Source organism: Bradyrhizobium sp. (assembly GCF_049519115.1).
Lineage (GTDB): Bacteria > Pseudomonadota > Alphaproteobacteria > Rhizobiales > Xanthobacteraceae > Bradyrhizobium.
Genome location: NZ_JBEKRB010000047.1, coordinates 23,197 through 49,746, shown reverse-complemented (window position 1 = coordinate 49,746; position 26,550 = coordinate 23,197). Strand labels below are relative to the sequence as shown.

Below are 26,550 nucleotides of genomic sequence, written 5' to 3'. Positions count from 1 at the left end.
ATGTCTGATCTGAAAGAACTTGCTCGTCACGTTCGTATGGCCGGTCGCGCACTCGCGCGGCACGGCATGGTTCACGCCTATGGCCATTGCAGCGCACGGGTCGATGCGGACACGTTCCTTGTCTCGCCGCCGCGTCCGCTCGGCAGGGTGACCGCGGGCGAGGAGTGCGCGGTGGTCTCGGTGCACGGGCCGCTGCCGGAAGGCGTTCTCGGCGAGGTGCGCATTCATCGCGATATCTATCGCCGCCGTCCCGACGTGCAGGGCGTGGTGCGCTCGACCCCGCCAAAAGCCATGACGCTTGGCGCGATGCGCCGGACACCGAAGGCCCGCTACGGCTACGGCACCTATTTCGCGCCGCAGCCGCCGCTGTGGGATGATCCCAAGCTGCTGCGATCGGACGAACTGACCGACCGGGTGGCCGCGACGCTGGGAAATGCCGGCGCGATCTTCATGCGCGGAAACGGGCTGGTCACGGCCGGATCGAGTATCGAGGAAGCAATCGTCCTGACCTGGTATGCCGAGGACGCCGCCCGCGTCGAACTCGAGTTCCTGTCCGCCGGAATGGATGACGTCGGCATCATGAACGACGAGGACACCAAGAGCCGCGCCACCTGGGCCGGGCGCATCCGGGAGCGGATGTGGGACTATCTGACCGACGGCGATCCGGAAGGCGGTTAGCCGGAACTCCCGGTTATCCCGCCCTTAGGCCGCCCGTACCGTTTCCAGAAATTTGCCGACCTCGAACCGCAAGCGGTTGCTTTCGCGCGATAGCTGCTGGGCCGATGACAAGACTTGCGACGATGCCGTGCCGGTTTCGGTTGCGCCGCGCTGAACGTCGATGACGTTGGAGGACACCTGCTGCGTTCCTTGGGCGGCCTGCTGAACGTTGCGGGAAATCTCCTGCGTCGCCGCGCCCTGCTCTTCGACGGCGGAAGCGATGGCCGACGAGATCTCGGACAGCGATTCGATGCTGATCGATATTTCCTTGATGGCGTCGACCGATTCCCGGGTAGCCGACTGAATACCGGAGATCTGCGCGCCGATCTCGCCGGTCGCCTTGGCTGTTTGTTCGGCAAGTGCCTTGACTTCGGAAGCGACGACGGCAAATCCGCGGCCGGCCTGGCCGGCGCGCGCGGCCTCGATCGTGGCGTTCAACGCGAGTAGGTTGGTCTGCCCGGCAATGGTGTTGATCAGCTCGACCACGTCGCCGATGCGCGCGGCGGCTTTCGAGAGCTCGCTCACCTGTGACGTCGTGGAGCGCGCCTGGCTCACGGCCGTGCTGGCCCTGCCGGCGGATTCCTGCACCTGGCGGCTGATCTCGTTGACCGAGGAGGACAGTTCTTCCGTCGCCGCGGCGACAGATTGAACGTTGGTTGCGGCCTCTTCGGACGCCGCAGCAACCGTCGTCGCCATATGCTGACTACGTTCTGCGGTCGCGGTCAGCGACGTGGCGGAAGCTTCGAGTTCGGTCGATGCCGACGATACGACCTCGATGATCTCGCCTACGGCGGCCTCGAAGCCATCGGCGAGCTTGAGCATGTCGGATCGCCGTTGCGCCGCCTGGCGGGCCTCGATTTCCTTTTGCTCCGCTTCCATGCGGATCTTGGCAATACCGTTTTCCTTGAAAACGAGCGCGGTCTTCGCCACATCGCCCAGTTCATCGTGCCGATCGAGGCCGTGCACGTCGGCGCCGTAATCGCCTGAAGCGAGTTGCTGAAGCAGCGCAACCATAGAGCGGATCGGTCGCGCTATGCCATATTGGCCGATCAGAACGCCGAGAAGTATCCCGATCAGAACGCTGGCCGCGGCGCCAATGATCAGCGTTTCCGATGTCGAGGCGTATTCTTCGGATGTCCGCTTCTCAAACTCGTTGACCCGTTCATCGAGCCGATCTGCGACTTTCTTGATCTTGCCCTGAAGATCGTCGGCGATAGCGCGGCTCTTCATCACGGTAGCAAGCAGAGCTTGCGCGGAAGTGGTTATTTTCTCGGAGGAGGCTGTCTCAACCGCGGACATGGTTGCCTTCAGGCTCTTCTCGTAAGCAGAAAAGGCGTCCTGCACGGCCGGCAGCATAGCCTGAGCTTGCTGGTCCGGAGTCTTCCTGACCTCTTCGAGGCGCTGACGAAACGAGGCCATTTGTTCTTCAATGACCTTCTGATCGGCCTGACGATTGGAATCGCTCGGATCGAGCGCGCTCCGGTACTCGGCGCGGTTCGTGGCAATAAGGCTTTGATTGGCCCGGGCGGCGAAGAGCGATCGCTTGGCGGCGAGCGCCATGATCTCGGCGTTCGAGTTTTGTGACGAAAGCGCCCGAATAGCGACAAACGAACCGCCGCCCATCAGCGCGGCAAGAAGGAGAACAATTGCCAGGATTTTCGGGAGGACACGGAAGCGGCCAAGAAAGTGCATTTATTGCTCCAGAAGATTCAGGCGGCGCGGTCGTTCGCGCATTAACACCTTTCGTTGTGTCAGGGGATGGTAACCCCCGGGTTAAGGAGATCCCCGTTAGGTAGTCTTACGGTGTGCGGATGAGCCACAGATCGCTGCCGGCCGGATGAGTGCCCCGGACCGACAAAATAACCCTGCGCAGGCGGCTAAGTCGTTGGTTTGACGACGAGCGGAACAGCCGCTGTAAGGCGCGGCACACATCGAGTCCACCGCGCATGCGCTTCTTCAGTAAAGCGGGTTGTACATTTGCGATTCGATGAAGGCCATCAGGTCGTTCGGCTTCGGCGCAGTTGCAAGCCCGCGTTTATAGGCGACCTCGGCGACGGCTTCTGCGATGTGAGCCGAAACCTCACGAATGCGCGGGAGCGACGGATAGAGGCTGCCCTGCTCGATATCTTCTGGCGTCACGAGATAGGCCAGCGTGTGCGCGGCGGCCATGAACATCTCGTCGGTCACGAGCTTTGAGCCGCTTGCGACCGCACCGAGCCCGACGCCGGGGAAGATGTAGGAATTGTTGCCCTGGCGCGGCACGAAGGTCTTGCCGTCGAGTTGCACCGGATCGTAGGGGCTGCCGCAGGCAAACAGCGCCCGGCCTTCGGTGTAGCGATAGGCTTCCTCGGCCGAGCATTCGGCCTTCGAGGTCGGATTAGAGAGCGCAAACACGATCGGCCGGTCGTTGATCTCGGCCATGGCCTTGAGCACTTCCGGCGTGAAGGCGCCGCCGACCGCCGCTACGCCGATGATGGCGGTGGGCCGGAGTGTGCGGATGGCGGTCAGGAAATCGTCGAGCGGCGCATGCTCGTGCGCGTAGCGCAATTTGTGATCGGTGAGACCGGCGCGGCCTTTGACGACCAAACCGCGCGAATCCACCAGCCAGTTGCGATTGATGGCATCACGCTCAGAAAGGCCCTCGGCCATCATCGCCGAGACGATGAGGTCCGCAATGCCGGTGGCGGCTTCGCCGGCGCCCAGAAACAGGATCCGCTGGTCGGAAAGCTTGCCGCCGCCGACACGCAGCGCGGAGAACAACCCGGCCAGCGCGACCGCGGCCGTACCCTGGATGTCGTCATTGAAAACCGGAATATCGTCGCGGTACTTGTGGAGCAGGCGGAACGCGGAATGATTGGCGAAATCCTCAAACTGGATCAGCACACCCGGGAAGGCTTCGCGCGACGCCGTGACGAATTCATCGACGAAGTCATCAAAGGCCTGTCCGCTCAGGCGCTTCTGGCGCAGGCCGATATAATAGCGGTCGTTCAGGAGATCCTGGTTGTTGGTGCCGACATCGAGCATGATCGGCAGGCAATTTTCCGGATGGATGCCGGCGCAGGCGGAATAAAGCGAAAGCTTGCCGACCGGAATGCCCATGCCGTGGGCGCCAAGATCGCCAAGGCCCAGGATTCGTTCGCCGTCGGTGACGACGATCAGCTTGGCCTGATAAGGCCAGTTGCCGAGCAGCTCGGCGATACGCCCGCGATCGTTGGCGCCGATGAACATGCCGCGCGGCCGCTGGAAGATCAGGCCGAAGCGCTGACAGGCGAGGCCCACGGTGGGCGTATAGATCAGCGGCTGGATTTCATCGATGTTGTCGCAAACGACGCGAAAGAACAGCGCCTCGTTGCGGTCATGCAGCGAATTCAGCGCGATGTATTTTTCGAGATCGTTGGGGAGGCTGCGCAGGTTGATCAAAACCCGCGCCACCTGCTCTTCCATTGAAAGCACGTGGGCCGGCAAAAAGCCGCGCAGGCCAAGTTCATCCCTCTCGGTCTCCGTGAACGCCGTGCCCCTGTTAAGGAGCGGATCGCGCAACAGCGCCAGGCCGCGCGGCGGGTCGATGGTTTGCGAATTGGGAGTTGCCCGGACTGGCGCGATCATGATGTTTCCTCTCTCGTTTCTTTTTGGCTTCTTGTCTTTTTAGCTTCTGGTCTCAACTCTGGCCCTTGCCATCCCGTTCGAAACGAAAGGCGGCCGTTCTGAAGAAGAGACCAAACGGCCCTCTTCTGCAATTATTCTGCATTGACCAGAATTTGCCGTCGAAAGCAACATGGCCGGTTGCGACACGCCGGATCACAAGCCGATGATGCCGGTTGGATATGGCTGGCAAGTGAACCGCCAAGTCACCTGACATGTCAGAGCTGCCATGAGGTGAGACGTTTATGCCGCGAACCGAATTGACTCCCGATGAAACGATCCTATGACTTGTGATATGCGCTGCAAAAATGTGCTCGATTTTTGATCATTGCAGCGCGAGATAAAAGCAACGGAAAAGCTTGTCCATGCGTGTCATCAATGTCGCCGCCGCTCAGATGGGTCCCATTCAACGTGCCGAGAGCCGTCAAACCGTCATTCCGCGCATGATTGCGCTGATGGACGAGGCCAGGGCGCGCGGGGCCGACCTGATCATCTACCCGGAACTGGCGCTGACGACGTTTTTCCCGCGCTGGTACATGGAGGATCAGGCCGAGGTCGACGCCTGGTTCGAGCGCGAGATGCCGAATGCGGCGACGATGCCGCTGTTTTCCCGGGCCGCCGAATATGGCATGGCGATGAGTTTCGGTTATGCCGAGCTGACGCCGGACGGGCATCATTTCAACACCTGCATCCTTACCGACAAGTCGGGAAAAATCGTCGGCAAGTACCGCAAGACGCATCTTCCGGGCCATTCGGAATTCGATCCGGAACGCGCCTTCCAACACCTGGAGAAGCGTTATTTCGAGCCTGGCGATACCGGCTTTCCGGTGTGGCGCAACATGGGCGGTATTTTCGGCATGGCGATCTGCAATGACCGGCGCTGGCCCGAGACCTATCGCGTGATGGGCCTGCAAGGCGTCGAGATGGTCGCCCTCGGTTACAATACGCCCTCGGTCAATTCGCAGAAGAGCGACGAAGGTCCGGAGAAGCGGTTGTTTCACAATCGTCTGTCGGTTCAATCCGGCGCCTACCAGAATGCGACATGGGTCGTAGCCGTCGCCAAGGCCGGCGTCGAGGACGGCTTTCCGCTGATCGGCGGCAGCCTGATTGTCGATCCCAATGGCGAGATCGTCGCCGAAGCGAAAACCGAAGATGACGAACTCCTGGTCCATCCGTGCGATCTCGACGCCACCGTCTTCGGCAAGAAGACCATTTTCGATTTCGCCCGTCATCGCCGCATCGAACACTACGGCTTGATCACGAGCCGCGTCGGCGCCGTGCCGCCGCCGGAAGCTTGATTGCTTCAGATGTCAGGGCTTCTGCTCAGCGATTTATCCCGGCATGATCGCTACAAGCTGTTGTGCGCCGTCGTGGTGCCGCGGCCGATTGCGCTGGTGACGACGCTCGACGTCAATGGCGCCGTCAACGCCGCGCCGTTCAGTTTCTTCAACGTCTTCTCCGAAGAGCCGCCGCTGATCGTGCTGGGACTACAGCACAAGCCCGACCGCACGCCCAAGGACACCACGCGCAATATTCAGCGCGATGGCGAATTCGTGGTCCAAATGGTGGACGAAGCTTTAGCCAAAGCCATGAATGATTGCGCGGTCGATTTTCCTTCCGGCGAAAGCGAGGTCAGCGCGCTCGGGCTTGCCACGTTGCCGTCGGTCGACGTCAAGGTGCCGCGCCTCGCAGCCGCGCCATTCGCGCTGGAATGCAAGCGCAACGTTTCGCTGGCCTTCGGCCCGGGCCGCGAACTTCTGGTCGGCGAAGTCCTGCGCGTCCATGCGCGCGAGGGTCTGCTCGACACCGAAAGCATGCATGTCGATTTCGCCGCTTACCGGCCGATCGGAAGGCTATTCGGCAATCTCTATAGCTATCAGCGCGAGCCTTTTGCGATGGATCGCGAGACACATTCGCAATGGGCCGCGCGTATTCTGACTGACGGTAACGAGCCCAAAGAGTGAGCCTAAAGAGAGCTAGTTGCGCGAAAGCTGAACCGTTCCCAGCGCCATCGCGGTGGCGGCTTGCGTGGGGTCGATCACGGGAATCCCGAGCGCGTCTTCCAGGCCGCGGCGCAGACGGGCCATGCCGGCACAGCCCATGACGATGGCGCCGGCGCCATCCTGCTCTTTCAGGGCGCGCCCGACCTCGATCATTTTCGCGAGCGTCCCCTCGCCGGAGGCGGTCTCGGCGACGCTCATATTCAGCGGCCGTTCGCCGGCCAGCCGATCCATCAATCCCATCTGGCGGAGATAGCGGATATGCCGGCGGATCGAGCGTTGCGCGATCGCGATGACACCGAACGTTTCGGCGCGCGTCATCGCGGTCAACACACCGCATTCGGCGATGCCGAACACCGGTCGGTCGGTTCCCTCCCGGCAGACATGCAGGCCGGGGTCGCTGTAACAGGCAATGACGAAAGCCGAAGCGCTGTTGTCGCTTTCGATCAATCGCCGCAGCGGCATCGCCACGCTGTCGACGTCGGCCTGGCTTTCGATACCGAAGGGGCCCTCGGTGAGCGTGGTGCAGACGATTTCCGGTCCGTCGGCGAAATCGAGCGGTTTGAGCGCTTGTTCCAGCCCCTTGGTCACGGCAACGTTGGAATTGGGGTTGATCACGAGGATGCGCGGGCGGGACATCTCAATTCCTTGGCTCTTCCTTGCAACTTAGCTATGCCTTGCAGCTATTAACATAGTTTGCAAAAGTTTCGAACGCGGCTTTGTCTCGATGGCCGTTGTTATTCTCGGAGAATTTCATGGCCGAACCCGCCTATGACCTCGTGATCCGCGGCGGACGCGTGGCGACCGTATCCGACGTGTTCGAGGCCGATGTAGGCATCACCGGCGAAACCATCGCCGCCATCGGCAGTAACCTGCCGGCCGGCCGGCGCGAGATCGATGCCCGCGGCAAACTGGTGCTGCCCGGCGGCGTCGACAGCCACGCCCATATCGAGCAGTTGTCGGCTGCGGGAATCATGAACGCCGACACCTTTGAAAGCGCGACCACTTCGGCGGCTTTCGGCGGCACGACGAGTGTCATTTCCTTTGCGGCCCAGCATGTCGGCATGCATTTGCTGGAGGTGGTGAGCGACTATCACGCGCTCGCTCGAAAAGGCGCGGTGATCGACTACGCCTTCCACATGATTATCGCCGACCCGACGGTGGAGACGCTGGCCCACGATATTCCGGCGTTGGTCAAGGAGGGGCATGCCTCGATCAAGATCTTCATGACTTACGATCGGCTGAAGATCGATGACGAACCCTTGCTCGATATTCTGGTCGCGGCGCGCGAATCCGGCGCTATGCTGTGCGCCCATGCCGAGAACCACGGCATCATCGCCTGGATGGTGAAACGACTTTTGGCCCGTGGCTATACCCATCCGAAATATCATTCGATCAGTCATGCGCGCTTCTCCGAAGCCGACGCGTTCAACCGTTTGATCGGCATGGCCGCACTGGTCGATCAGCCGATCATGATCTTTCATGTCTCGACCGCCGAAGGCGCCAGGGTGATCCGCCAAGCGCGCGGCGAGGGCCTGAAGGTCTTCGCCGAAACCTGCCCGCAATATCTTTTTCTCACCGCCGAAGATCTGGACAAGCCGGGCGCCGAAGGCGCGAAATGGATGTGTAGCCCGCCGCCGCGCACTGTCGCCGACCAGGAAGCGCTGTGGCAGGCACTGTCGCTCGGCGATCTCCAGACCGTCTCGTCGGATCATGCGCCCTACCGTTTCGACGAAAACGGCAAGTTGCGCGCCGGTCCCAATCCTAATTTCAAGCAGGTGGCCAATGGCCTGCCGGGGCTTGAAGTGAGGCTGCCGCTGTTGTTCGACGCGATGGTGTCGAAGGGCCGTCTGGGCCTGGAAAAATTCGTCGAACTGACCGCCACGGCGCCGGCAAAAATCTACAACCTGCATCCACGCAAGGGTTCGATTGCGATCGGCGCCGATGCCGATATCGCGATCTGGGATCCCTCGCGCGAGGTCACACTGTCGGATGCGATGATGCACGACCTCACGGGTTACACGCCCTATACTGGCCGCACCTTGCGCGGTTGGCCGGTCACGGTGTTGTCGCGCGGGCGGGTGGTCGTCGCCGACGGCAAGCGGATCGCCGATCCCGGGTCGGGCCGTTTCCTCGCGCGTTCCGGCGGCGAAGCCGCAAAACCTACGGGCCGGCTTGTTGCGGACATGGATCCGAAAACGAATTTCGGCGCGACATTGCTGTGAGAGGCAATCGAATTTCAGGCACGGAGGCATGAGGCTTTGAACATCCTGATCTTTGGCGGCACGGGTTTCGTCGGGATCAATATCGCCTCCGCGCTGCTGGCACGCGGGCACACCGTGACCTTGTTCGACCGCGGAGCCTTGCCCCGCGCCGCGACGCAGGCCTTCGCAAGGTTTGGCGGTGCGCTTGATGTGGTCGAGGGAGATATCACCGATACTCCTGCCGTCGAGGCGACCATCGGGCGCGGCTTCGACGCGATTGTTCTGGGCGCAGCCATCACCGCAGGCTCAGCGCGCGAGGCCGCCGATCCGCAATCGATCCTGCACGTCAATCTGATGGCGCAGCTGCCGATATTGACGGCCGCGCATCGCCGCGGCGTGAGGCGGATCATCAACCTGTCGTCGGGGTCGGCCTATGGCGCCGCCGCTTTCCGCCACGCGTTGCTGGACGAAGCGTTGCCGTGCGAACCAGTCTCGCTTTACGCGGTTACTAAATTCGCTTCCGAAAGAGTGGCGGCGCGGCTCGCTGCCCTATGGCAGGCCGATATCATCTCGGTGCGGCTGAGCGGGGTGTTCGGGCCGTGGGAGCGCTTGACGGGTGTTCGCGATACGCCCAGTCCGCAGATGCAAATCGCTGCGGCCTTGCAGCAGAAACAAGCGGCGGTGCTGCCGCGGCCGGGAGTCCGCGACTGGATCTATGCTCCTGACGTTGCCGAGGCGATCGCTGTTCTGATCGAAGCGCCGAAGCCCAGGCATGGGCTCTACAACATTTCGACGGGAAATGAGTGGACCGCGTTGCAATGGGGAAAGCATCTTGCCGATCTCAATCCCGGCTTCGTCTGCCGTCTGGCGAGGACGAATGAAGCGCCGACGGTTGATCTGCACAGCGACGCGGATCGCGCACCACTCTCGATCTCGCGCATGGCGGACGAATTCGGCTGGCGAGCCCGTTTTGGTTGCGCGGATTCCGCGGCCGACCTGAACGAGTGGTGGGTTCGTCATGGGGAAGGAATGTGACATGCGGCTGAAGGACCGGATTTCGGTGGTCACCGGTGCGGGCTCCGGCATTGGCCGCGCCAGTGCGGTGTTGTTTGCCCGCGAAGGCGCTTTCGTCGCGCTGGTCGATCGCGACGAAACCGGCATGAATGAAACGCTTGACGCTATTCGCCATGCGAACGGTGAAGGATCGACGCATCAAGGCGACGTGGGCGATGGCGATTTCGCCAAGGCGACCATTGACGAGGTCGTGACGCGGCATGGCCGCCTCGATGTGCTGATGACCGCGGCCGGCTGGTCCTGCGGCGGCACGGTTGTGACGACCGATCCCGCTGATTGGGATGCGGTGTTCCGTACTCATGTTGGTGGCACATGGTTGTGGGCGCGCCGGGCGATCCCGCAGATGCAACGGCAGGGTAAAGGCTCCCTCATCACCATTGCCTCGCAATTGGCGATCGCTGGCGGCAGAGGCAACAGCGCCTATATTGCTGCGAAGGGCGCCATCATCAGCCTGACCAAGACCATGGCGGTTGATTTCGCCACGGACGGAATCCGCGTCAACGCGATTGCGCCCGGCGCCATCGACACGCCGCTGCTGAACCGAAGTTTTTCCCGGCATGCGGATGTCGAGAAGTTGCGCGAGACTTCGCGCAACCGCCATGCCATGAAGCGCTTCGGTCAGGCAGAAGAAGTGGCGGAAGCCGCGCTCTATCTCGCCGGCGATGCCTCATCGTTTACCACAGGAGCCGTGATGGTCGTCGATGGCGGATGGCTTGCCGCATGAGTAGTGCTCTCGTTGCGTTGGAGGTTCAGGTCCATGACGACCTCGCCAAAACGTCGCACCCGTCTGCGCCCTGGCTCGAACCGAAGCTCGGGCCGGACGGCCAACCGGCGCTGGACGTTCTCATCGTGGGCGGTGGACAATCCGGTTTGACCATCGCCTTCGGCCTGAAACGCTCGCAGGTCACCAACATCCTGATTATCGACAAAGCCGAGGCGGGCAGCGAAGGCCCCTGGCTGTCCTATGCGCGCATGCACTCGCTGCGCAGTCCGAAGGATTTCAGCGGGCCCGACCTCGATACACCGAGCCTCACCTATCAATCGTGGCACGAGGCGCGTTTTGGCAAGGAGGATTGGGAGAGGTTGGATTTGATTCCACGCAAGCTCTGGGCGGAATACCTGGTCTGGTTCAAGCGCGCGGTGGGCCTGACGGTGCGCAATGGGTGCGAACTTCTGGAGATAGGCCCTGCGGCGGATGGATTGCTGGCGGCGACGGTTACGCATCAAGGTGCGACCAACACGCTTTATGCCCGCAAGATCGTGCTGGCGACCGGCCAGGAAGCGATGGGCAACTGGACAATTCCTGAGCCGGTGCGCCATCTCCCATCACGGCTGGTCGCGCGCGCGTCCGACCCGATCGATTTCGCTAAGCTGGCCGGCCGAACCGTGGCCGTGATCGGCGCCGGCGCGACCGCCTTCGACAATGCGGCTACGGCGCTCGAAGCGGGTGCAGCGGAAGTGCATCTGCTATGCCGCCGCGCCAAGATCCAGGTGATCCAGCCCTATCGATGGCTGACGTTCCGTGGTTTCCTGCGGCACTTCTGCGATCTCGACGATGCCTGGCGCTGGCGCTTCATGCGAGCCATCCTCGAACTGCGGGAAGGTTTCCCGCAGGCGACCTACGACCGCTGCGCCAAGTTTTCTGATTTTCATCTGCATGAGGGCTCGCCCGTCGAGACGGCGCAGGAGGTGGGCGATGGAATCCAATTACAGACGCCGCAGGGCTCACTGTCGGCGAATTTTGTCATCAGCGCCGCCGGGACCGAGATCGATTTCGCCGAGCGCCGCGAACTAAGGAAATTTGCCGGCAATATCGCTACCTGGGCCGATCGTTATCGGCCGCCGGAGAACGAGCAAAGCCCGAGGCTCGGACGTTACCCTTATCTTGCCGACGACTACGCGTTGACCGAACGCGTCGCAGGCGCGACGCCCTGGATCGGCAACATCCACCTGTTTGCTTTTGCCTCGACCATGAGCTTTGGTCCGTCGGGCTCGTCGATCAACGCCATGACGACAGCGATCCCCAAACTGGTCTATGGTCTGACCCGTGGTCTGTTCCGCGCCGACATTGAGCGGCACTGGACTTCGTTCAAAGCCTACGACGTGCCGCAGGCCGTGATCCCGGCAAAATCAGGCCGTTGAGACCGGCTTGGTGCGAAAATGTCGCTTGGCGCATAATTTGCTTAAATGCACAATGGAAGGGCGCGCCCCCGCGATTTCGGGCGGGTTTCCTGGTTGAATTTAGAGGATCAAACAATGCGGGTTCGGATTTGCAGTCTTGCCTTGGTCGGGTTCGCCGCTCTCGCGCTTTCGCTTCGTGCGGAACCCGTTTGGGCGCAGTCCCGCGCCGAGACGCTGCGCTACGTCACGGGTGCAGCCGTCAACACGCTCGATCCGAACGTGCCGGGATCGACCCGCGAGGCTTTTGCGGTCAGTCTCAGCACTTATGACCGTCTGGTGTCGTTCGGTCGCAAGCAACTCAACGGAAAATGGGTATTCGACCTCGACAAGATCACCGGCGAGCTGGCCGAATCCTACGAGATCAGCCCCGACGGGCTGAAGCTCACCTTCCACCTGCGCAAGGACGCCAAATTCCAGGACGGCTCGCCTGTGACCGCCGAAGACGTCAAATGGTCGCTCGATCGCGCCGTGACGGCGCCTGTGCTCGGCAAGGCGCAGCTACTGACGGGGTCGATGACCAGCGCCGACCAGTTCAGGGTGATCGATCCCTTGACCTTCGAAGTCACACTGCCGAAGCCCGACAAGCTCGCGCTGCCCAATCTCGCCACCGTCTACCCGATCATCATCAATTCGAAGGTCGCGAAAGCCAATGCGACCGCCGATGACCCCTGGGCGATCGCCTGGCTCAAGGAGCATACCGCCGGCAGCGGCGCCTATGTCATCGAGAGCTTCAGGCCCGGCGAGCAGGTGATCATGAAGCGCAGTGAGGCCTGGAATCGCGGCACGCCCGAGAAGTCGGCGTCGTTCAAGCGGGTGATCGTTCAGACCGTGCCGGAGCCCGCGACCCGCGCCAATCTGGTCGAACGCGGCGATGCCGACATCACCGTCGATTTGCAGGCCAGCGACATCCAGTCGCTGGAGAACAAAGGCACGCTGAAGGTGATCTCGACGCCGCAATATAACGCCGTCACCTTCATTTCGATGAACAACACGATCCCGCCCTTCGACAACATCAACGTCCGCCGCGCGGTCGCCTTTGCACTGCCCTATGACGACATGTTCAAGGCCGCCTTGTTCGGCCGCGGCACACCGTTGTTCGGGGCGGAATGGACAGACGGCAAGCCGACCACCGCTGCTTTTCCGTTTCCGCAGCCGGTCAAGCTCGATCTCGATAAGGCCAAAGAATATCTGAAAGCCGCCGGTATGCCGGATGGTTTCTCGACAACGTTCAGCTTCAACGTCGGCCAGGCCTCAACGGCCGAGCCGATGTCGGCGCTGGTCAAGGAGTCACTCGGCAAGATCGGCATCAAGGTCGAGATCCAGAAATTGCCGGACGCGCAGATGTCGACGCAGATCAACGAGAAGAAGCTGCCCTTCTTCACCGAAGGCATTGTCGCATGGCTGCCTTCGAACGATTATTTCTATCGCAATTTCTACACCGGCAATCAGCGCTGGAACTACGCCAGCATCGACAACAAGGAACTGACCGCGATTGCCCAGGAAGCGCGCTTCGAGCCCGACAAGGCAAAGTACGAAGAGGACGCCAAGAAGCTGAATGCGATCCACGTCGCCACCATGCCGCAGATCGCGCTCTGGCAACCGAGCCAGGATGCAGTGATGGCGAAATCCATCGATGGCTATACCTATCAGTTCCACCGTCAGGTCGATTATCGCGACCTCAGCCGCAAGTAGTTTTGTTAGCGATGCAAGGCATTGGCGCAACGGTGATGCGGGCGGCACGACGTTTCATGTCGTCGCTGCCGGCTCTCTTCGGCGTGCTGGTTTTCACCTTTCTTCTGATGCGCGTCTTGCCCGGCGATCCGGCGGTGTTCTTTGCTTCCGGACCCAATGCCGGGAAAGAAGAGATCGAAGTCATTCGCAAGCAGATGGGTTTGGACAAGCCCGTGCCCGAGCAATTGCTGCTTTACCTCTACGACGTCGGGCGCGGCAATCTCGGCAAGTCCCTGATGACCGGGCAATCGGTCACAACTGATCTACGCGAGCGCCTGCCGGCCTCGCTGGAACTGACGCTGACCGCATTGTTGATCGCGTTGGTGTCGGCGGTGCCCCTTGGCGTGATCGCGGCTTTGAAGCCGGGCTCGGCCGTCGATCACGGGGTGCGGCTGTTTTGCGCGCTCGGCGTCTGTGTGCCGACCTTCGTGTCGGGGCTGCTCCTGATTTACGTTTTTTACTACCTGCTCGGCCTCGCGCCCGATCCGACCGGACGCATCGATGTCTTCACGTCCTTGCCGCCACCGCGTACCGGATTTCTCACGGTCGATTTCCTGCTGGCCGGCGATCTCGACGGCTGGTGGGTCGCGTTTCGCCAGTTGATCCTGCCGGCGGTGACCATGGCGCTGTTCGTAATTGCGCCGCTGGCACGGATCACCCGTGCTTCGATGCTGGTCTCGCTCGGCAGCGATTTCGTGCGCACCGCGCGCTCGGTCGGGTTGTCGTGGTGGCGCATTGTGGTCACCTACGCGCTGCGCAATGCGATCCTGCCGGTGATTACGATTGCCGGTATCGTGTTCTCGACCATGTTGGGCGCTAATGTGCTGGTCGAAAAGGTCTACTCCTGGCCCGGAGTCGCGTCCTATGCGCTCGATGCGTTGTTGTCGTCCGACTACGCGCCGGTGCAGGGTTTCGTGCTGCTGATGGCGAGCATCTTTGTTGTGGTTAATCTTCTCGTCGATGTCCTCTACGGCATCGCCGACCCGCGGGTGTCGATCTGATGCCGAGCGCGACGCTGCGTCATACGGCCTGGATCCTGCGCGGCAACCCGCTGACGGCGGTCGCCGCGGCGGGCGTCTTGATCCTGGTGCTGCTTGCGATCCTTGGCCCGTCGATCGCGCCTTACGATCCGATTGCCTCTAATGTGTCGGAAGCGCTGCTGCCGCCAAGCCATGCGCATCTCGCCGGCACGGATCAACTTGGCCGTGACACGTTCAGCCGGCTGCTGGTCGCGACCCGGCTTGATCTCGTCATTGCCGTCTCGGCGGTCGGGATATCTTTCGTGCTCGGAGCTGTCGTCGGCGCGTTTTGCGGCTATGCGGGCGGGCGGCTCGATCGCGCGGTCGGTCGTTTTGTGGATGTGATGATGGCTTTCCCGCTGTTCGTGCTCGCGATGGCGATGGTGGCCGCACTCGGCAATCGCGTCGAGAACATCGTCATCGCGACGGCGATCATCAATCTGCCGTTCTACATCCGCTTTGCCCGCGCCGAGGTCAATGTGCGCCGTAATGTCGGCTGGGTCGAGGCCGCGCGCGCCAGTGGCGAGAGCAACATTTCGGTCGTGCTGCGTTTTCTGCTGCCAAACGTCTTGCCCGCGATGGCGGTGCAGATGTCGCTCAACCTCGGCTGGGCCATTCTCAACGCCGCCGGGCTTTCCTTTATCGGCCTTGGCGTCAGGCCGCCGACGCCAGAGTGGGGCATCATGGTTGCGGAAGGCGCACGCTTCATCTCGACCGGTAAATGGTGGCTGGTCGCGTTTCCCGGCCTCGCCTTGATGCTGGCGGTGCTGTGCTTCAACCTTCTCGGCGATGGATTGCGCGACATTCTCGATCCCCGAATGCGGACATGACCGCGCCGCTGTTACAAATCGAAGATCTTCACGTCAGCTTTTCGACCCGGCGCGGCCTCGTCGAGGCGGTGCGGGGTGTCACTTTCGCGGTCGAGGCCGGTGAAATGTTGGGGCTGGTCGGCGAGAGCGGTTCGGGCAAGTCCGTCACGGGCTTTGCCACCACGCGGCTGCTCGATGCCGCCGGCCGGGTGACGAAAGGAAAGATTTTCTATCGCGGTCAGGACATCACCAAGATTCCAGACAGCGACTTTCGCGCGCTGCATGGCGCCGCGATGTCGATGATCTTCCAGAATCCGCGCGCCGCGCTCAATCCGATCCGTGCGATCGGTCTCCAGATTGCCGATGCGATCCTCAGCCACAAGCGGATGTCGAAGCAAGCCGCGTCCGAGGAGGCGCTGAAACTCCTGCGGGCGGTCCAGATTCGCGATCCCAAGAAGCGAATGTCAGCCTATCCGCATGAGCTATCGGGCGGCATGTGCCAGCGCGTGATGATCGCGATTGCAATTTCCTGCGATCCGATGCTGTTGATTGCCGACGAACCGACCACAGGCCTCGATGTCACGACGCAAAAGGTCGTGATGGACTTGCTTGTCAAGATCGCCGCCGATCGCGGCATGGCGACCATCCTGATCACGCATGATCTGGGGCTGGCCGCTCAATACTGCCGCCGCGTTGTGGTGATGGAAAAGGGCCGTCTGGTCGAGGAAGCGCCGCCCGAGACGCTGTTCCGTCGCCCGCAACACGCTTACACCAAGCGGCTGGTCGCGGCGTCGCCGACCACGACGTCGCATATTGCCGATCTCGTCACGGATGAGGAGCGGGGCGAATACCTTGCGGTTCTCGCCGCGAGCAAACCAACAGTGGAGCCACTCCCGGGTACACCGCCGCTCCTCGACGTGAAAAATCTCGCCAAGCGCTACGATCAGGGCGCGCCGGCGGTGACCGATTTTTCCATGACCATGAAGGCCGGCGAAAGCGTCGGCCTCGTCGGTGAATCCGGGTCCGGCAAAACCACGACCTCGCGGATGATCTGCCGGCTGATTGACGCCAGCGAAGGCGAAATTCTGTTCGACGGCGAATCGATCGGACATCTGCCGGCGCGGGAGTTTCACCGCTCACCACGCCGCAAAGACATCCAGATTGTCTTTCAGGACCCCAACGAAAGCCTCAATCCGCGGTTCACGGCCTTCGACTGCATCGCCCATCCGCTGCTGCGGCTTTCCGGCTTGCGTCCGGGGGCTGTGTTGCGGCAACGGGTCGAGGAATGCGCGACGCGCGTGGGATTGCCGGTCGAGCTGTTGCCACGGTTTCCGCATCAGCTCTCCGGCGGCCAGAAGGCCCGCGTCGGCATCGCGCGCGCCATCGCCTGCCGGCCGCGGCTTCTGGTGCTGGATGAACCAACCGCGGCGTTAGACGTTTCCGTACAGGCGGTCGTGCTGCAACTCCTGGACCGGCTGCGGCGCGAGGATAACCTTGCGCTGCTGTTCGTCAGCCACGATCTTAACGTGGTACGGATGATGTGCGACCGGACCATCGTCTTGCGCAATGGCAGCATTGTCGAAGCCGGCGAGAGCCGGGCGCTGTTCGAAAATCCGCGGGACCAATATACTCGGGAACTCGTCGAAGCCGTTCCGCATATCGACCGCAGGCAACCCCGCGTCGAGAGCCAATCCGCATGACCTTCGCGCTCGATCATGTCGTGATCAACACCCTGTTCGACATGGACCGCGCCGCCGGCCTGATGGCGCAGCTCGGCTTCACGCTGACGCCGCGTGGCTATCATTCGCTCGGCTCGATCAATCATCTTGTCATGTTCGAACACGACTATCTGGAACTGATCGGGCTTCCGTCGGGCACCGACGTTTTGCGCAAGGATGTGCTCGAAAGCCCGCGCGGATTGAACGGACTGGTGTTTCAGGCCAGCGATATCGACGCATGCCAGCGCACGCTGCGCGATAGCGGCCTTGCGATGCTCGAGCCGCAGAGTTTTTCGCGCCCCGTTACGATCGACGGTGTCGAGCATCTGGCGCGCTTCCGCACGGTGCGCACCGCGCCGGAATTGTTCGAAGCAGGGCGGGTCTATTACTGCCAGCATTTTACGCCCGAACTGGTCTGGCATCGCCCGCGGATGTCACATCCTAATGGCGTACGGGCCCTGAGCGAACTGGTGATTGTAAGCTCAAACTTTGAGGCCGACGTGCCGCGTTATGCCAAGGCATCGCAAGCGCCTTCCAAGCGGCAAGGCGATGATTGGACAATCATATTGCCTAACGGTTTTCACCTTACGCTGATATCGCCCGCGCGCTATCGCGAGCGTTATGGTGATCAGTGTGCCGTGGCCGATGGCCGGCAGAGTTTTTTCGGTGCGATCGTATTCGATAGTCCGGACCTTGCACGTATCCGCGATCTCGCTTCGTCCATTCCGGATTTGCGCGTTGGAGCGAATGAGACGTCGCTCGCGCTGCTGATTCCGTTCCTCAATACGCTGCTGGAATTTCGCAATCGCCGCTAGTTCAGGCCGTCGCCGGCCGGATCGCCGTCGCCGAGCGCCTGCCATATCGCGCTGGTATAGGCGGTAAATTCGGAACTGGCGCGTAGCGTGCGCAGGTTGCGCGGCCGCGGCAGATCGATCCGGTGTTCGGCAATGATGCGGGCCGGGCGCGGCGAAAACACAATGACACGATCGGCCAGCGCCACGGCTTCTTCAATGTCGTGGGTGACGAACAGGATGCTGCGCCGCTCGGTTTCCCAGATACGAAGCAGTTCTCGCCCCATCACCGCCTTGGTCTGGAAGTCGAGCGCGCCGAACGGTTCGTCCATCAGCATCACGGCGGGTTGATAGGCGAGCATTCTTCCTAGCGAAACGCGATGCCGCATGCCGCCGGAGAGTTGCGCCGGATAGGCATCGTGAAATTCCGAGAGCCGCAGCAGCGCCAAGAGATCGGCGAGCCGCGCGGCCCGTTCTATGGACGCGATGCCGGCCAGTTCAAGGCCGACCTCGATATTGCCGCGCACGGTCAGCCACGGCAGCAGCGTGTCCCGCTGGAACATGAAGCCGATATGTTCGGGCGGGCCGTCGACCGTTTTGCCGTCGACTGAAATGATCCCGCTCTCGGCTGCGTTGAGGCCGGCAATGGCGCGCAGGATGGTCGACTTGCCGCAACCGCTCGGTCCGACCAGAACGACGAATTCAGCGCGGTCCACCGCGAGGCTGACCCGGTCGACCACCGGCAGGCGGCCGCGCGGCGTCGCGTAGGAAATCGAGACGTCGTCGAGCAGGATACGCGGCGCTGCGGCCGCGGCCATCATTTCGTCGCGGGCCGCCAATGCAACACCTTACGTTCGATGAGGAAAACGATCTGGTTGGCGATCATCGCCACCAGCATGAGAACGAGTAGTCCGGTAAAGACGCCCGTCGTATCGAGCTGGCCGCCGGCGCGCAGGACATACCAGCCTAGCCCGCGGTTGGCGCCGATCAGTTCGCCCACGACAGCGCCGACCAGTGACAGGCCGATGCCGATCCGGAACGACGCGATCAGCCAGGGAACGATCGAGGCAATCGTGACCTTGCGCAGGATGTAGGATTTTGGCGCGCGCATGGTGCGCATCAGATCGACCATATCGGGATCGACGGTACGAATGCCTTCCGTCACATTGAGGATGAAGACGAACACCACCATCGAAAACGACATCATGACCTTGGCGAGAAGGCTGATGCCGAACCACAGGATGAACATTGGCGCGAGCGCGACGCGGGGAAGGCCGTAAAGCCCCATCACAAAGGGATCGACAATTTCGGCAGCGCGCCGGTATTTCGCCAGGGCAATGCCGATCGGCGTACCCACAAGCGCGCCGAGCAGCAGGCCGAACAGCGCTTCCGAAACCGTGGCGTCGAGATGCCGCCAGATCTCGCCGCTCGCAAACAGCGCCAAGAGTCTCTCGCCGATCAGGCTCGGACGGCTGCTCCAGAATTCGTTGAACAGATGCCCGGCGGAAAATTCCCAGATCAGCAGCAGCCCCGCGATCAGGCCGAGCCGCCAGAGCCAGATCGAAATGCCATTCCCCGAAGCGTTTGACTTCTCGTCCCCCGGGCCGCCCGGTGGGATCATCTCTTCGGAGGCGGTGGGGTCGATCATTGGCTCGGTCACATCACGGCAAATAGCGAACGGCGACGACATCCGTATAAGAGAGGTCTTTCACCGAGGGGTCGGCGATCCGCAACATTTCAAGCGCGGTCTTGAATCCGGCCTCTTGCGCACGCCCGTCATGAGACAAGCTGCGTTCCGCAGCGTCGTGAGCGACGGTGACCACAAGCTCCGCCGACAGGGTCGGAAAACGCTCATGCACGGCGGCCTCGACCGCTTTGGGGTCAGTCTGAATGAGCTTTTCGGCCTTGACGATCGCGCGCGCCACGGCGTGCGCCGTCGCATCGTTGGCTTTCAGCCAGCTTCCGACAACGATCAAATCGAGCGCCATATAGTCCAGATTACGAAAATCGGCGACGAACTTGTACTTGCCGGTTGCCATGTAAGCCTGGACGTCGGGCGTGGTGAACATACCAGCCGCTACCGATCCGCGTTCGATCGCCGCGCGCATGGATGCGCCGGTGCCGGCGGCGATGATCTCGTAATCGCTGTCTGGGTTGAGGCCGAGCTTTTGGATGACAAATCGCAGCGTATTGTCGGTCAGGCTGCCGGGCGAGGTGATGCCGACGGCTTTGCCGCGCAGGCTGGCAAGATCCGAGGCCGGAGATCCGGCCGGCGCCAGCAGCGAGTAGGGATGTTTGTCGAGCAACGCCACCAGCACCGCGCCGCCGAGCCCGCGGCTTGCGAGCCGGAGCGCATGGTCGCCGGCGCAGATGCAGAGATCGATACCGCCACCGGCCAAAGCCTGCACGGCCGGTCCGCCACCGTCGAAATCGATGATCTCGGCGTTAAGGCCTTCAGCCTCGAACAGCTTTTGCTGCATGGCGACCACGACCGGGATCGAGGCGATCGAAACTTGCGCCGATCCGATCCGAAGCGCGGTTGCGGCTTGCGGGCTGCCCGCCGTCAGCGTCAGCGCGGCAACGGCGCCGAGAACGGAAGAGGCCACATGCCGACGAGAGAAAATTTTTACGCTTCCGTTCATTGAATATCCTTGCCTTAGTTCGGCAGCTTGGCTGCGAAGGCCGAGTTGCGAAGGCAGAGACAGCCCTTCGGATCCTGCCATAGCCGTTCTTTCTCGTGCAAAAGCCCGATCGCGCGGGCGACTGCGTTGAAGTCGTAACTGGAGAAACGTTCCGCGACATCGGTGAAATAGAGCGGCGTTTTTTCAAGCACGGCCGCAATCTGTTCGGCGAGCTTGCTGATGGTGTCGTGCGAAGCTTTTTCGGCCTCGCGGTCGGCCTTGCCGCCGAGATAATCCGATATCTTGGCCGTATCGGCGTAGGCGTAAGTGATGCGCTCGTAGCGTTCTTTCGGAATGCCTTCCGAAATTGTGGCATCGATGCCGATCTTGGCCGTGGTCGGCACAATGCCGTGCGGCGTCGGCGCCAGCGATGGATCGAGCGGCTTGCCGCGAGCGTTGCTGACGATCAGAATGTCGCGGTCACCTTGCACGCGGGTGGCGATCGCCCATTCGACTTCGACCGGATTAAATACGTCGATGTCGTCATCGACGACGACGACATGTTTGATGTCCATGACCGAGAGCGCGGCAAGCAGCGCGTTCTTGCCGTCACCGGCCTGCTTCTTGATCGAAATCACCGCATGCCAGAAGGTGACGCCTCCCATCGTCATATTGATATCCTTGACGACGACGCCCGCGGTACGCAACGCCTGACGGATTGCGGCATAACGCGTCGGCGCCATCAGCCAGGTATTTTCCCAGGGCATATGCAGCGCGTAATAGATCGCGTCGCGACGCATCGACACCGACGTGATGCGCACGATCGGATTCCAGTGCAGGCCGCCCATCAGCCACGTGAACTCGCCGAAGCGGCCCTCCGGATGGGTCCAGCCGGTCGGCAGCACCTCGCCCTCCAGAACGATTTCAGCGTCCGCGACATAGGGAACGTCGACGGTGTCACCGGCGGCAAGTTTCACCGCCTGACCGCGGATGCCACCGGCAATCGCCATCTCGTCGGTGCCGAGCGGCGCCTTGAAGCCGGCGCCAAGCAGCTCGACCGGGTGCGTGCCGATGCTGATCGAGATCGGCAGCGGCCGCTTTGCCTCATAGGCGCGCTGCACGAACAGCCGCATATTGTTGGGGGTTACAATATCGATCCCGGTCAGGTTCTTTTCCTTGACCATGAAGCGGTAGATGCCGGTGTTGATTCCGAATTCGGGATCTTTTGCGATGACGACGCCCGCCGTGATCATCGGGCCGCCATCGTAGATCGACGACATCGGGATCGGCAGTTTGTAGAGGTCGACATCCTCGCCCTTCATCACCACTTCCCGCGTAGGCGAGGTCCCAACGCGCTGCGGCGGAATCGGTTTGGCGATGCCGTTCTTCAACCGCTCCTCGATTTCGAGATATTCGCTCGCGCCCATCGCCATCATGGCCCGCTCGCGCGTGCGGATGATGCCGGAGACGACCGGGATGTCGTAGCCGATGACTTTGTGGAAGAAGATCGCCTTGTCGGACTGATCGACCAGGGTTGCGATATGGCGGATATCGATCGGCTGGCGGAAGTCGATCAATTCGCCCACTTGACGCAGGTGATCGAGGAAGCCGCGAAATGTCTCGTCCATCCGCCTAACTCCTTGGTCCGGATTCTCGCTGCCGCAGCCGTTCGGCAGCCATGTCGCGCATTATCTTGCGATCGAGCTTGTTGGTCGAAGCCAAAGGAAGGCTGTCGACAAACCAGATCGAGCGCGGATGCTGGTAGGCCGGCGCGTTCGCCAGCGCAAAGGCCTTCAATTTTGCTTCGTCCAGATCGCTGCCATCGCGCTTGACCACGAACGCCACCGGTTTGGTGCCCTTGATGTCGTCGTCCACCGGCACCACGCAGGCCTGGATCACGTCCGGATGGCTCTCCAGCATCTTTTCCACTTCGCCGGGAAAGATGTTCTCGCCGCCGCTGACAAACATGTCGTCGGTTCGGCCGACGAAGAAGTGGAAGCCGTTTTCATCGCGGCGAAAGACGTCGCTGGTGAAATAGAAGCCGTCTGCGGTGATCGGCGAGGCTACACCCGGGCGATTGTGATAGCCGTTCATGATCGCCGGGCTCTTCATCTCCAGTACGCCGACGTCGCCCTGCGTCCCGTCTTCCGCGATCAGTCGCACCTGCACTTTCGGATGCGGATAGCCGACCGACATTTCCGGCTGGGCCAAGCCTTTCGGGTGCGGTCCGAATACGACGGGTCCGCCTTCGGTCGTGCCATAGGCATTGGTCACAGCCGCTTTTGGAAGCGCATCATGGATCGCTTTCATCAGGATTTGGCTGACGGGCGCCGATCCCATCCGCAGATATTCCACGCTGGACAGATTCGTCGCCGCAAAGTGCTCTTTGTCATTCAGCATCATGGCGATCATCGGCGGAACAGCGGTAAGCCATGTGCAGTGATAGTCCTCAAGTGCCTTGAGGTAGAGTTGCGTGGTAAACTGCGGGAGCAAAATCACAGTTGCGTGGGCGGCGTGCGCCAACTGGCTGATGGCGAGCGCGTTCATATGATAGAGGGGTGCTGCGACCAGGAAGCGATGGCGGGTCATGTCCTGCGCGGCCATGCGCTGCTCGACCACCCAGATATGGCTTTGGTGCGAGAGCACGACGCCCTTGGGCCGTCCGGTCGAGCCCGACGTATAGAGAAACATCGCTGGTTCGCGATCGGCAGGCGTGATCGGCGTAAATGGGCCGGGCTTGAGGAAGCTTGCGAAATCACTGTCGCCAATGCTGCAGTCGAAACAGATGCGCGGCAAATCCTTCGGCGCGCTTGCTAGGCGCGGCGCGTCACAAAAGACCAGCCTGGCGCCGGAGTCGTGAACGATGTAGTCGATCGTCGCCGGAGGGAATTTGAAGTTGACCGGCACGGCAATGAGGCCGGCACGCATGATGCCATGGACCGTCGTGAGATACTCGTAGCGGTTGGCCGAGAGAATGGCGACCCGGTCGCCGCGCGCCAAGCCGCGGCCTGCGAGCGCTCGCGCGACGGCATTGGCCTGCGTTTCGAAATCACGGTAGCTGAAGCGACGCTCTTGCCCGGTGCCGAGATCGATGATCGCGACCTTCTCGGGATCGCCGTCCTTTGACGTCAGGGCTCCCAGATTGGAAAACGACGGGATACCAGACACCACGATGTTCCTGTCAGGCCGGCGGCGCGGTCAGATAGGTTCCGCGGCCGCTCGCCAGCAAGCGGCCTTCCTTGTCGAAGACTTTTGCCTCTGCAACCGAGAACTGCTTCCCGAAATTCACGATCTCACCGCGGATCGTCAAAACGCCAGGCATCGCGGCGCGGTGATAGTCGACGCGGAGATCAATCGTCGGAACGCCGCGGCCGGTCTTGGAGACCATGGCCCAATCGGCCGTGAGATCTACCAGTGCTGCGAGAATGCCGCCATGGGTATAACCGCGGTCGGGATTGACGACCCATTCTTCGCGCCAGGTTGCGGTCAGTTCAATCGTGCCTTCGCCGACCGCCACCACCTTGAGGCCGAGCCATTGGTGGTAGGGACCACGAGATAGCAGCTTCTGGACGTCTTCGACGCTGGGAACCTCACTCATCGCACAAACACCTTTTTGCTCTTGCTCACCGGGCGCAAGCGCTCACGGCACGACCACGACCTTGCCGATGACTTCGCGATCCTGAATGAGGCGCAGCCCCTCCGCCGCCTTCTCAAGCGGCAGCACGGCGTCGATCACGGGCGCGATCTTCTTCTCGACGATCATTTTCATCAGATCGGTCAGGTTGTCCTCATAGAAGCTGTTGGAGCCGATCACCTTCAATTCGAAGCTCCAGATATAGCGCAGGTCTTCCTTCGGATCATGTCCGGCGGTCGCGCCGCAGACCAGAAGGCTGCCGCCGCGCTTTAGGCACCGCAGCGACGGCACCCAGGTGTCGCCGCCGGTGAAGTTGATCACGACGTCGACACCGCCTTCGTGCGTGCGGCGTTGTGGCTTGCCGTATTTTTCGATCGCCCATTTCGAGAAATCGACTTCCTTGTAGTTGATCGCTTCGTCGGCGCCCATCGCCTTGAGCTTGTCCATCTTCTCTGCGCTGCTCGCACAGGCGATGACTTCGGCGCCGAGTAGCTTGCAGAGGATGACGCAGCCGGTGCCGACGCCGCCGCTGGCGCCCAGGATCAGGACGCGGTCGCCCTTCTTGATCGTGTTGTGGGTGATCAGCATGCGATGTGCGGTCCCGTAGGCGACCGGCAGAGAGGCTGCTTGTTCGAAAGTAACGCCGTCCGGCATCGCGATCAGCTGGTCGGCTTCGACGAGACAATATTCCGCCATGCCGCCGTCGAGCATTTCGCCCATCAGGCCTTTTTTCTTATTGAGCGGGTTGACCAGCACGCGGCTGCCGACCTTCCAGCCAGAGACGCCTTCGCCGATCTCGACGATTTCGCCGGCCATATCGAGGCCGATCACCACCGGCAGTGGCACCTTGATGCCGGGCATGCCTTTCACCGTGAACACATCGTGATAGTTGAACGACGAGGCGCGCACGCGGATCACGACACTTCCGGCCTGTGCCTTCGGCCTCGGGTGATTTGTCACCAGCTCCAGGTTTTCCAATCCGCCGTGCTGGCGCAGAACGAGCGCCTTCATCGTCTCTGACATTTCGTTATCCCGTTCGGTCCGATCTTGCGCGGGGTCGGCGCAGGAGTCTTATATTTTGCTGTTTCGCCGGCAGTTTGCTGAGGGACACCGCAATATCAAGCCAATTCCTCGCAACCCACCCATTTGGGGAGGGATTTCGCATTTCGGCAGGCTAAAGCGCAATAGCCTTCATCTGATGACAGCGTTCAGGATGCAGCCGGGATCGCGGCGTCGACGATCGTGTCGATCGACGAAGCAAGATTGACTTTCGGTGCTGCGCCTCGCCCTTTAGCGAAGCGTGAAACGACGTTCTCCAGCACGGTGCGGAGCTGTTCCGGTCTCACGGTCTCTTCTTCCGGCGGCCTGAGCGGCAGACATTCAACGAGCAGCTTGTTTTGAAGTTTTTCGGCGGCCAGTTCCAGCGCCTTGACCTGCGAACGGAATGGTTTGGAAGCCTCGCTGGGCGCGGGCCGCGGTCCGGTCTTCAACCCCGAACGGATAGCTCGTAATGGCCACACAATTTGCTCGCGCCAAGGGCGGCAGGCCTCGTCGAGCGCTCTGATTTCATCAGACGTCAATAAAAGGCGATGTTTGACGGCGGCAAAGGTCGTCGTCAGCAGCAACATCACGTCGACGCCGGCCTCGTCCTGCAAAGTGAGGCAGGCTTCCGCCACGCCAAGTCTTGCGTAGATGGCGAGCGCGAAAGCCCAGCATTCGGCTTCGAGGTCGGTACTTGGCGATCTCATTCCGGATTCTTGATCGAGTTCAATCCGCTCCAGCGGCTGACGGCGGTGTTGTCGATGTCAAAGAGGTCAAGTACCCGTCCCAGCGTGTGGTCGACCATCTGTTCCAGGCTCGCGGGCCGTGCATAAAATGCCGGCACCGGCGGGTAGACGATCGCACCCATCTCGGTGGCCGCAGTCATCGCGCGCAGATGGCCGAGGTGAAGCGGCGCTTCGCGTACGAGCAGGACCAGACGCCGCCGTTCCTTGAGCACTACATCGGCCGCGCGCGTAACCAGCGACGACGTGGCGCCCGTCGTGATCTCGGCGAGACTCCGCATCGAACATGGCGCGATCACCATGCCCATCGTTCGGAACGATCCGCTCGAGATCGAGGCGCCGATATTATCGACCTGATGAACGACGCTGGCCAGCGCCGAAACCTCGGCAATGCCGATGTCCATCTCCTGGGTCAGGGTGATCTTGGCCGACCGGCTCATCACGAGATGGGTTTCGATCCCGGTCGTCTGCAACAGCCGCAGCAGCCGGACGCCATAGATCGCCCCTGAGGCGCCGGTGATGCCAACGATCAATCGCCGCGGATGTGTGTTCATCGAAAATAGAACCGGTTTTGGAACAGATGAAATGCCATTTGGGCCGCAATAGCACAGAGTCCAGGCGGCGT

The 26,550-nt window shown here is 61.6% G+C and carries 24 protein-coding genes; 12 read left to right on the top strand and 12 right to left on the bottom strand.

Annotated elements, in window-relative coordinates:
- On the top strand, nt 1–678 hold the full coding sequence (locus tag ABSE61_RS28000) for a class II aldolase/adducin family protein (RefSeq protein WP_423874395.1): 678 nt from the start codon (nt 1–3) through the stop codon (nt 676–678).
- Nucleotides 679–702: 24 nt separating this feature from the next.
- Here ABSE61_RS28000 and ABSE61_RS27995 read toward each other — a convergent pair whose 3' ends face one another.
- Nucleotides 703–2,409: a methyl-accepting chemotaxis protein gene (locus tag ABSE61_RS27995; RefSeq protein WP_423874394.1), complete on the bottom strand. Its 1,707-nt coding sequence runs from the start codon at nt 2,407–2,409 to the stop codon at nt 703–705.
- 264 nt (nt 2,410–2,673) lie between these two features.
- Nucleotides 2,674–4,323 carry an NAD-dependent malic enzyme gene (locus tag ABSE61_RS27990; protein ID WP_423874393.1) on the bottom strand — a complete coding sequence of 550 codons (1,650 nt, stop codon included), beginning with the start codon at nt 4,321–4,323 and terminating at the stop codon, nt 2,674–2,676.
- 401 nt (nt 4,324–4,724) lie between these two features.
- Here ABSE61_RS27990 and ABSE61_RS27985 point away from each other — a divergent pair, with 401 nt between their 5' ends.
- Together ABSE61_RS27985 and ABSE61_RS27980 are read left to right on the top strand one after the other, a co-directional pair.
- On the top strand, nt 4,725–5,657 hold the full coding sequence (locus ABSE61_RS27985; RefSeq protein WP_423874392.1) for an N-carbamoyl-D-amino-acid hydrolase: 933 nt from the start codon (nt 4,725–4,727) through the stop codon (nt 5,655–5,657).
- A gap of 9 nt (nt 5,658–5,666) precedes the next feature.
- Nucleotides 5,667–6,323 carry a flavin reductase family protein gene (locus ABSE61_RS27980; protein WP_423874415.1) on the top strand — a complete coding sequence of 219 codons (657 nt, stop codon included), beginning with the start codon at nt 5,667–5,669 and terminating at the stop codon, nt 6,321–6,323.
- 12 nt (nt 6,324–6,335) lie between these two features.
- Here the strand turns inward: ABSE61_RS27980 and ABSE61_RS27975 are convergent, their stop codons facing one another.
- Nucleotides 6,336–6,998 (bottom strand): aspartate/glutamate racemase family protein, encoded by a 663-nt coding sequence (locus ABSE61_RS27975; RefSeq protein WP_423874391.1) that lies wholly within the window; start codon nt 6,996–6,998, stop codon nt 6,336–6,338.
- Nucleotides 6,999–7,114: 116 nt separating this feature from the next.
- On the opposite strand from ABSE61_RS27975, the gene hydA reads away from it, so the two are divergent.
- From hydA to ABSE61_RS27930, 9 genes are all read left to right on the top strand, one after another.
- Entirely contained in the window at nt 7,115–8,584 is a 1,470-nt protein-coding gene (hydA, locus tag ABSE61_RS27970; protein ID WP_423874390.1) for a dihydropyrimidinase, read from the top strand.
- Nucleotides 8,585–8,620: 36 nt separating this feature from the next.
- Nucleotides 8,621–9,598, top strand: coding sequence for an NAD-dependent epimerase/dehydratase family protein (locus tag ABSE61_RS27965; protein ID WP_423874389.1), 978 nt, complete (start codon nt 8,621–8,623; stop codon nt 9,596–9,598).
- A gap of 1 nt (nt 9,599) precedes the next feature.
- Nucleotides 9,600–10,361 (top strand): SDR family oxidoreductase, encoded by a 762-nt coding sequence (locus ABSE61_RS27960; protein ID WP_423874388.1) that lies wholly within the window; start codon nt 9,600–9,602, stop codon nt 10,359–10,361.
- Nucleotides 10,358–11,779, top strand: coding sequence for an NAD(P)-binding domain-containing protein (locus tag ABSE61_RS27955; protein ID WP_423874387.1), 1,422 nt, complete (start codon nt 10,358–10,360; stop codon nt 11,777–11,779). Before ABSE61_RS27960 ends, ABSE61_RS27955 begins: the two co-directional genes overlap by 4 nt.
- 114 nt (nt 11,780–11,893) lie before the next feature.
- Nucleotides 11,894–13,510 carry an ABC transporter substrate-binding protein gene (locus ABSE61_RS27950; RefSeq protein ID WP_423874386.1) on the top strand — a complete coding sequence of 539 codons (1,617 nt, stop codon included), beginning with the start codon at nt 11,894–11,896 and terminating at the stop codon, nt 13,508–13,510.
- Between the two features lie 11 nt (nt 13,511–13,521).
- Nucleotides 13,522–14,550 carry an ABC transporter permease gene (locus ABSE61_RS27945; protein ID WP_423874385.1) on the top strand — a complete coding sequence of 343 codons (1,029 nt, stop codon included), beginning with the start codon at nt 13,522–13,524 and terminating at the stop codon, nt 14,548–14,550.
- Entirely contained in the window at nt 14,550–15,398 is an 849-nt protein-coding gene (locus ABSE61_RS27940; protein ID WP_423874384.1) for an ABC transporter permease, read from the top strand. The genes ABSE61_RS27945 and ABSE61_RS27940 overlap by 1 nt, the downstream gene beginning before the upstream one ends.
- Entirely contained in the window at nt 15,395–17,077 is a 1,683-nt protein-coding gene (locus ABSE61_RS27935; RefSeq protein WP_423874383.1) for an ATP-binding cassette domain-containing protein, read from the top strand. Before ABSE61_RS27940 ends, ABSE61_RS27935 begins: the two co-directional genes overlap by 4 nt.
- The gene (locus tag ABSE61_RS27930; RefSeq protein ID WP_423874382.1) at nt 17,074–17,910 is read left to right on the top strand and encodes a VOC family protein; all 837 of its coding nucleotides are present in this window, start codon (nt 17,074–17,076) and stop codon (nt 17,908–17,910) included. The genes ABSE61_RS27935 and ABSE61_RS27930 overlap by 4 nt, the downstream gene beginning before the upstream one ends.
- Here the strand turns inward: ABSE61_RS27930 and ABSE61_RS27925 are convergent.
- The 9 genes from ABSE61_RS27925 to ABSE61_RS27885 form a co-directional block, all read right to left on the bottom strand.
- Nucleotides 17,907–18,725, bottom strand: coding sequence for an ABC transporter ATP-binding protein (locus tag ABSE61_RS27925; protein ID WP_423874381.1), 819 nt, complete (start codon nt 18,723–18,725; stop codon nt 17,907–17,909). The genes ABSE61_RS27930 and ABSE61_RS27925 overlap by 4 nt on opposite strands.
- The gene (locus ABSE61_RS27920) at nt 18,704–19,534 is read right to left on the bottom strand and encodes an ABC transporter permease (protein ID WP_423874380.1); all 831 of its coding nucleotides are present in this window, start codon (nt 19,532–19,534) and stop codon (nt 18,704–18,706) included. The genes ABSE61_RS27925 and ABSE61_RS27920 overlap by 22 nt, the downstream gene beginning before the upstream one ends.
- Before the next feature lie 13 nt (nt 19,535–19,547).
- Entirely contained in the window at nt 19,548–20,528 is a 981-nt protein-coding gene (locus ABSE61_RS27915; protein ID WP_423874379.1) for an ABC transporter substrate-binding protein, read from the bottom strand.
- A gap of 14 nt (nt 20,529–20,542) precedes the next feature.
- A complete protein-coding gene (locus ABSE61_RS27910; RefSeq protein ID WP_423874378.1) occupies nt 20,543–22,135 on the bottom strand; it encodes a UbiD family decarboxylase in 1,593 nt (530 codons plus the stop codon).
- A gap of 4 nt (nt 22,136–22,139) precedes the next feature.
- Nucleotides 22,140–23,675, bottom strand: coding sequence for a class I adenylate-forming enzyme family protein (locus tag ABSE61_RS27905; protein ID WP_423874377.1), 1,536 nt, complete (start codon nt 23,673–23,675; stop codon nt 22,140–22,142).
- 13 nt (nt 23,676–23,688) lie between these two features.
- A complete protein-coding gene (locus ABSE61_RS27900) occupies nt 23,689–24,105 on the bottom strand; it encodes a PaaI family thioesterase (RefSeq protein WP_423874376.1) in 417 nt (138 codons plus the stop codon).
- A 42-nt stretch (nt 24,106–24,147) separates the two neighbouring features.
- Complete coding sequence (locus ABSE61_RS27895) at nt 24,148–25,152, bottom strand: quinone oxidoreductase family protein (RefSeq protein WP_490338377.1); 1,005 nt, start codon at nt 25,150–25,152, stop codon at nt 24,148–24,150.
- 197 nt (nt 25,153–25,349) lie between these two features.
- Entirely contained in the window at nt 25,350–25,889 is a 540-nt protein-coding gene (locus ABSE61_RS27890) for a TIGR02444 family protein (RefSeq protein WP_423874374.1), read from the bottom strand.
- Nucleotides 25,886–26,479: a UbiX family flavin prenyltransferase gene (locus ABSE61_RS27885; RefSeq protein ID WP_423874373.1), complete on the bottom strand. Its 594-nt coding sequence runs from the start codon at nt 26,477–26,479 to the stop codon at nt 25,886–25,888. The genes ABSE61_RS27890 and ABSE61_RS27885 overlap by 4 nt, the downstream gene beginning before the upstream one ends.
- Between the last annotated feature and the right edge of the window lie 71 nt (nt 26,480–26,550).